6 protein-coding genes are annotated in these 6,292 nt (G+C 43.5%); all 6 read left to right on the forward strand.

The window, feature by feature from the left end; translation table 11 throughout:
* A partial coding sequence (locus KQJ19_RS21750) for an AAA family ATPase (protein WP_216404125.1) occupies positions 1-1,036 on the forward strand: 1,036 nt, incomplete at its 5' end.
* Between the two features lie 76 nt (positions 1,037-1,112).
* Positions 1,113-1,412, forward strand: coding sequence for a hypothetical protein (locus KQJ19_RS21755; protein WP_227021127.1), 300 nt, complete (start codon positions 1,113-1,115; stop codon positions 1,410-1,412).
* Between the two features lie 238 nt (positions 1,413-1,650).
* Positions 1,651-2,343, forward strand: a complete 693-nt coding sequence (locus KQJ19_RS21760; protein ID WP_047499243.1) for a hypothetical protein — start codon at positions 1,651-1,653, stop codon at positions 2,341-2,343.
* Positions 2,344-2,349: 6 nt separating this feature from the next.
* A complete protein-coding gene (locus tag KQJ19_RS21765) occupies positions 2,350-2,751 on the forward strand; it encodes a hypothetical protein (protein WP_216404126.1) in 402 nt (133 codons plus the stop codon).
* A gap of 54 nt (positions 2,752-2,805) precedes the next feature.
* Positions 2,806-5,199 (forward strand): type VI secretion system Vgr family protein, encoded by a 2,394-nt coding sequence (vgrG, locus tag KQJ19_RS21770; protein ID WP_216404127.1) that lies wholly within the window; start codon positions 2,806-2,808, stop codon positions 5,197-5,199.
* Between the two features lie 10 nt (positions 5,200-5,209).
* Positions 5,210-6,178, forward strand: a complete 969-nt coding sequence (locus KQJ19_RS21775) for a DUF4123 domain-containing protein (RefSeq protein WP_216404128.1) — start codon at positions 5,210-5,212, stop codon at positions 6,176-6,178.
* Positions 6,179-6,292: the final 114 nt, after the last annotated feature.

Genomic DNA, 6,292 nt, shown 5'->3' on the forward strand with positions numbered 1-6,292 from the left:
GGGCCATCCTTTACTGTTTCCGGATGTAGACGCGCGCACAGTAGCTACGGTGATCGCCGACTGGACCGGTGTACCGTTGTCTTCACTAATGAAGGACTCCCAGACAGACTTGCTGACGCTTGAAACCCAGATGGGAAACCGCGTTGTCGGGCAGGATTACGCGCTAAATACTATCGCACAGCGGTTGCGGGCATCAAAAACAGGACTTACGCCGGAAAACGGCCCACAGGGTGTTTTTCTGCTAACTGGACCAAGCGGAACCGGGAAAACGGAGACGGCGCTGGCCCTGGCTGACATTCACTTTGGCGGTGAAAAATCGCTGATCACGATTAATCTGTCTGAGTATCAGGAGTCGCACACCGTGAGCCAACTCAAGGGCTCACCTCCGGGGTATGTGGGTTATGGTCAGGGAGGGATCCTGACTGAAGCAGTGCGAAAACGCCCTTATAGCGTGGTATTGCTGGATGAAGTAGAAAAAGCGCATCGCGACGTCATAAACCTGTTTTACCAGGTATTTGACCGCGGTTTCATGCGAGATGGTGAAGGCCGAGAAATTGATTTTCGCAACACCGTTATTTTGATGACTTCCAATCTTGGCGGCGACGCTGTGATGCAGATGCTGGAAGAACAGCCGGAAACCACGGAGTCCGATCTGCACGAGCTGCTGCGCCCCCTCTTGCGTGATCATTTCCAGCCGGCGCTACTGGCCCGCTTCCAGACTATTATCTACCATCCGCTCAGTGAACCTGCGTTACGTACGATTGTACAAATGAAACTGGATCAAGTTAGACAGCGATTACTGCGTCACTACGGCATCACTACGACGATATCTGAGAACCTTTTTGATGCCCTGACAGCCGCTTGTCTGCTACCGGATACGGGGGCGAGGAATATTGATAGCCTGCTAAATCAACAAATCTTGCCAGTGCTCAGCCAGCAGTTGTTAACGTATCTTTCCCGGCAGCAAAAACCTCAGCAGCTCACTTTGAGTTGGAGTGATGAAGAGGGAATTGAATTGATAATTGATAACGAGTGAAAAATAAAACCCAGAGATAAGACTAATGCTGGGTTTTATATTGTACTGGGATATGCGTTGCGCAACAGGACTAAATATGGATGGTGCTAAAGAGCTTGCCAAAGATATGCTCGAAGCTATTAACATTGATGATTCTGGATTTATAGCTGCTTTGACAAAAGGGCTTATATCATTTCCGGTGAGTATGGGATATCTGGCCTATGATTTTATGGATACAGAACATCACAGAGCGAATGCTGATGACAAATACAGGTTTGCCAGACTTATTAATAAAGTGGGGTTTAATAAGGAGTTGATAGGTCAGGTGTGCGTAGTAATTGGGATGATTACCTGTGATTCTTTAGTTAATGGGAAATGGTGTTGGTCAATATTATGATGGTTTTATAAGTACGTAAATATATTTAATTAAATGGAGTTAACTCTATGAATATGGAACTAACAACATCACGGCCCACGCTTAACCGCTACAGCTTAACGATTCCTTCATGCCCGCATGCACTGGATGTGGTGCGTTTTGAGGGGCTGGAGCAGTTAAGCGTTCTCTACCATTATTCTGTCCGATCTACTTGTAGTATTGAGTTTGAGTTAAGAGCTAATGATGCTGGAGTTTAATAATGAGTAAACGTAACGATATTATTGAACCTTCTGAGTGGACATCGACTCGTAAAACAGGGCTTGTTTATAGCGAAATATTGGGATGGATAGATATAGGCCATGCACAGGGAAGTGATATCAAAAACCTGATGATAGATATAAAACGAGGTGAATCAGGCTGTGATGGTTATTATGAAGTCACTTATAGCCAAAAAATGTTTGTATACCATCGCCAGTTTGGTACAGGAAAGTTTGTTAAGTGGCGTATCAAACAAGGTTTATCTGCATGTGAGAAAAACAGCGTTGCGTTGGCCATGATGATGACGACGGCGCGCTTGTTTGAAAGTTTGCAAGCTAATTGGTGCTTTAGTTGGTATACCGACAGTGGTTTTAGCGGAGAGGATCTTACCTCTGATCTTTTAGGCTTCTACAGGGCAATTCTTCCCTCAGACTACCAGTCAAGACTAAGGTTAGTCAGTAAAGAGCGAGCACTGAATCGATGGGATTTTTATGGGCCGATAGGCAATTATAAGAATAAAGGATTTTTACCATTACTGTTTCCAGACCCGTCGGATAATTGTGCTGTTCATAAACCCTATAAAGGGAGTTTGCCTTCGTTTATGACATGGGTGCAACCGTGGAGTGATTTCACTTCTGGTCGGGTACAAGTGATCAGCGGGGATGGCGGTTATTATTCATTTTTGTCGAGGTGAATGGTATTGAGCTACTATAAAATATTACTGGTGACTATTGCTTTGATTTCCTTGTCACCTCTTTTAATACCCTGGCCAGATAAATTAGAATATCGGGAAAGTGATTTTTTTGATTACTATTTCTACACAGATGTTGATATCAAGCAGGCCCCAAGGATCTCAAATAATTATTATTTCGAATATATTTCTCCTGAGGGAAGTACTCGGGAAACAAATCTTATTATTTTTCACGGTGGTGATGCAAAAGTTATTCGTAATTATCTAACAGGTCTTGGTTTTCATCTTTATGATTATAGTGATAATGGTAGGGAAGAGCTTTGGATATCTAGCGATAATCTTCGATTTACTTTTTCCATTGTCACAAATAAGAAAGCGGATATAGTTGTTTTAATAAAGACAATGCGTTGAGAGTAGCTTTTACTTTCTGAAAATAGCTCTTTATAAAATTACAGGGTTAAATATATGGGAATGTCTGAATCACTGGGTGGTGGGATGTCATTTATATCTGAAAATACGTTAAACCGTTATCAATTGTATATCCCTTCATGCAAGTCTGTACTGGATGTTATTAATTTTAGTGGTACGGAGGAAATGAGTTCGCTGTATCGATATGTAGTTCATTTTTCCAGCAATGATAAAGACATTGCAGCAGAGTCGATACTTAGAAAATCGACTACATTGACCATGGGAATAGGGAAGTTAAGTGAGTTAACTGCCCGAAAAGTGGTACATGGTATTGTGACATCTTTCCATCGTATAAGTGGTTCAAAAGACCAGGCAACCTATCAGTTAATCATTGAACCTTTTGTCGCGTTGTTGAAAAATCAATTTCGCACGCACCGTTTTTTTATAAATATGTCAGTTCCGGACGTTGTTAGTCAAATTTTACAGGAGCATGGTTTAAAAGACTGGGAATATAATTTTGATTTGGCAATGGAATATCCAAAACGAGAGCAAATTAATCAGTATCACGAAAGCGATCTGGTCTTTATTGAACGTTTGCTCTCTGAAGTGGGAATATTCTTCTTCTTCAGGCTTCAGCCTGATGCTGGTACTGAAGTGATCTATTTTGCTGACAAACAAAGCGCATGGGAGTTTGGCAAAACATTACCGCTGAATAGTCCCTCCGGAATGAATGACAATGGTATCGACTCAGTCTGGGATATTCAGTTCCACCAGTCTGCAGTGCAGGCATCGGTTACTGCTGGGGACTATAACCATCGTCAGGCACAGAAAATATTATTTTCTGCACAAGCCGATATGACTTACGGTGACGGTGACGGGGTGACTTACGGGGATGTTTACCACTATCGCCCGCGCCATCTTGAAACGGGTGATAAGGTATCTCCATCGCCTGAGACAGGGAATTTTTGGGCTCGTCTGGAACATGAGCGTTATCTCTCCTCACAAGCCACAATCACTGGATTATCAACCGATGTAAGCCTCAGCCCGGCTCAGGTCCTGAATATTACGGAATCCACACCTGTCCCAACGCTTCCTGCCAGTGTGTGTAACAGCTTGCTGGTTACGGCGGTTTCATTCAGCGCAAGCCGAAAGGAAGCACTACAAGTGGTGTTGATGGCGACCGTTTACAGTGAAACGCGCTGTTGGAGACCTCCACTAAAACCGCGGCCAGTGATTAGCGGCACGCTAATGGCACGTGTTTCAAGCCCGAAAAAGAATGATGAATATGCTCATTTGAATCAGAGCGGGCTTTATTGGGTTAAGTTTGATGCGGATCGTGATGATAAACAACAGGGCTACGAAAGTATGCCAGTGCGCCTTGCCAAACCCTATGGCGGCGACACCTACGGTATTCACTTCCCGCTGATACAGGGCACAGAAGTGGCGGTGGCGTTCCATGAAGGGGATCCGGACCGGCCCTATATCGCCCATGCGCTGCATGACTCCCGACATCCTGACCACGTGACGGAGGCAAACCACACCCGCAACGTCATCCGCACGCCCGCCAATAACAAACTGCGCATGGAGGACAAACGGGGCGAGGAGCACATCAAGCTCAGCACCGAGTACGGCGGGAAGACGCAACTGAACCTGGGGCATAACGTGGATGCGCAGCGCGCGCTGCGGGGAGAGGGCTTTGAACTACGTACAGACCAGTGGGGAGCTATTCGGGCAGGGAAGGGGATTTTTATCAGCGCCGATCGTCAGGAATTAGCTGGAGGTTTGCAGTTAGATATGCATGAAGCAGTAGCGAACTTACAAGCTGCGCTTCAGGATGCGAAAGGTATTCGTTCTGCGGCAGAAAAAGCGAAAGCAGAACTGGCTGATATCGAGAGGCAAAAAGCATTGTTGATGGAGTCTATGACAGACCTCAAGAAACAGGCTTTACTTTTTTCTGCTCCTGCCGGTATCGCTCAGGTGACTCCCGCCAGTATCCAACTCTCATCAGGTGAGAATATCATTGTAACCTCTGGAGCGGACGCGGATGTCAGTGTCGCTAAAAAATTCCGCCTTGGTGTGAAAGAAACAATAAGTCTTTTCGCTCAGTGGATGGGGATTAAAATTTTTGCCAGCAAAGGAAAAGTGGAGATTCAGGCACAGGGAGATGCAATGGATCTCATGGCAAAGAAAACGTTGAGTATAGCCAGCAAAGATGAGCAGGTGATTATTACCGCAGCGACAGAGTTAGTACTCAGTTGTGGCGGTGCATATATCAGGCTTAAAGATGGTGAAATAGAAGTAGGGGCGCCAGGCAATGTTCGCGTGAAGAGTATTGGAATTCAGAAAATGGCTCCTGCAACATTGAATGCTAGCATAGAGTTACCGGATCCTTGCGCCACAGCCATTGATGCTGCTGGTGGTACGCAAAGCCCTACCGTGACGCTGGGTTAATGGAGGGCAAATGAAGGAATCTTTAATAACTTATGATTACTCCTTACCGGCAATGCAAAAACGAGGGGATGACATTGGTGAACAAATATTTAATCATTTTATAACGTTAAATAGAAATTGCATATTAATGATTGATAATGCAATTATAAGACTGAGGAATAAAGATTCGTCATTCTATGATAAAATAAAAAGTAGGGATGTTGTAAGGGTACCTGTTGCTACTCGTTATCTATCAGCTGAATTTGAACCCTGTTTGGTTTCACTGGATTTATCTTTACCTGCTGATTGTAATATACTACATGAAAGTATTATGCAGGCCCTGAAAGAGATAGAACCTAATGAGATACTGCTGGGTAAGGGCAGGATGATTTGTGGTTGGCTTACGTGTGCAGATAATATTATAAATCTCGCTGATTACCTGGGAAAAGTCGCTATCCAACAGCGTGATGGCAAAGATGTATTGCTTCGGTATTATGACCCCGCAATTATAATCTCTCTTTTCTCCATCCTGGATGATTGGCAACAACGACGTTTGTTAGGACCAGTTGAAGTGTGGAGTTTTATTGATGGCGATGGACAGTTTATCAATAAAATAAATAAATCTAATAATCAAGTTCGACTTTCATATACTTTATCGCTGAGTGCTGACAATTGGCGTGATATAAATTTTGCAGGGATAAAAAATAAGATTATTTGTAATTATCGCTTAGCGCATTTGAGTAGTGAACGATTTTCGGAAGTAGAGGTGTTTAAGATATTAAGAGATTCACTTAAAAAAGCCGAGTTGTGTGCTTTCTTTGATATAGAAGATCTTATTAAATGGGGTGAGTGTTCAATTAATGTAGCTCCGGAATTTTATAACCATAGCGTTATTAAAAAACTGCTTGAAATAAATAGACGAAGTGAAAGAGGAAATTTTATTCAAATCACGTCCCATGTCACAGAACAGCAATGGAATGAAATTCGTGAAGAGCATTAATTAAGAACTTTACAGTTAGAATATGCAGGAGAACAGGGATGAAAAATCATAAATGTGACTGTATGTCACAGGGACCGGCATTACTACCCGTACGCTATGCGGTGATTCCTGAAT

It is taken from the genome of Citrobacter sp. S46_ASV_140, assembly GCF_018919545.1.
Lineage (GTDB): Bacteria > Pseudomonadota > Gammaproteobacteria > Enterobacterales > Enterobacteriaceae > Citrobacter > Citrobacter braakii.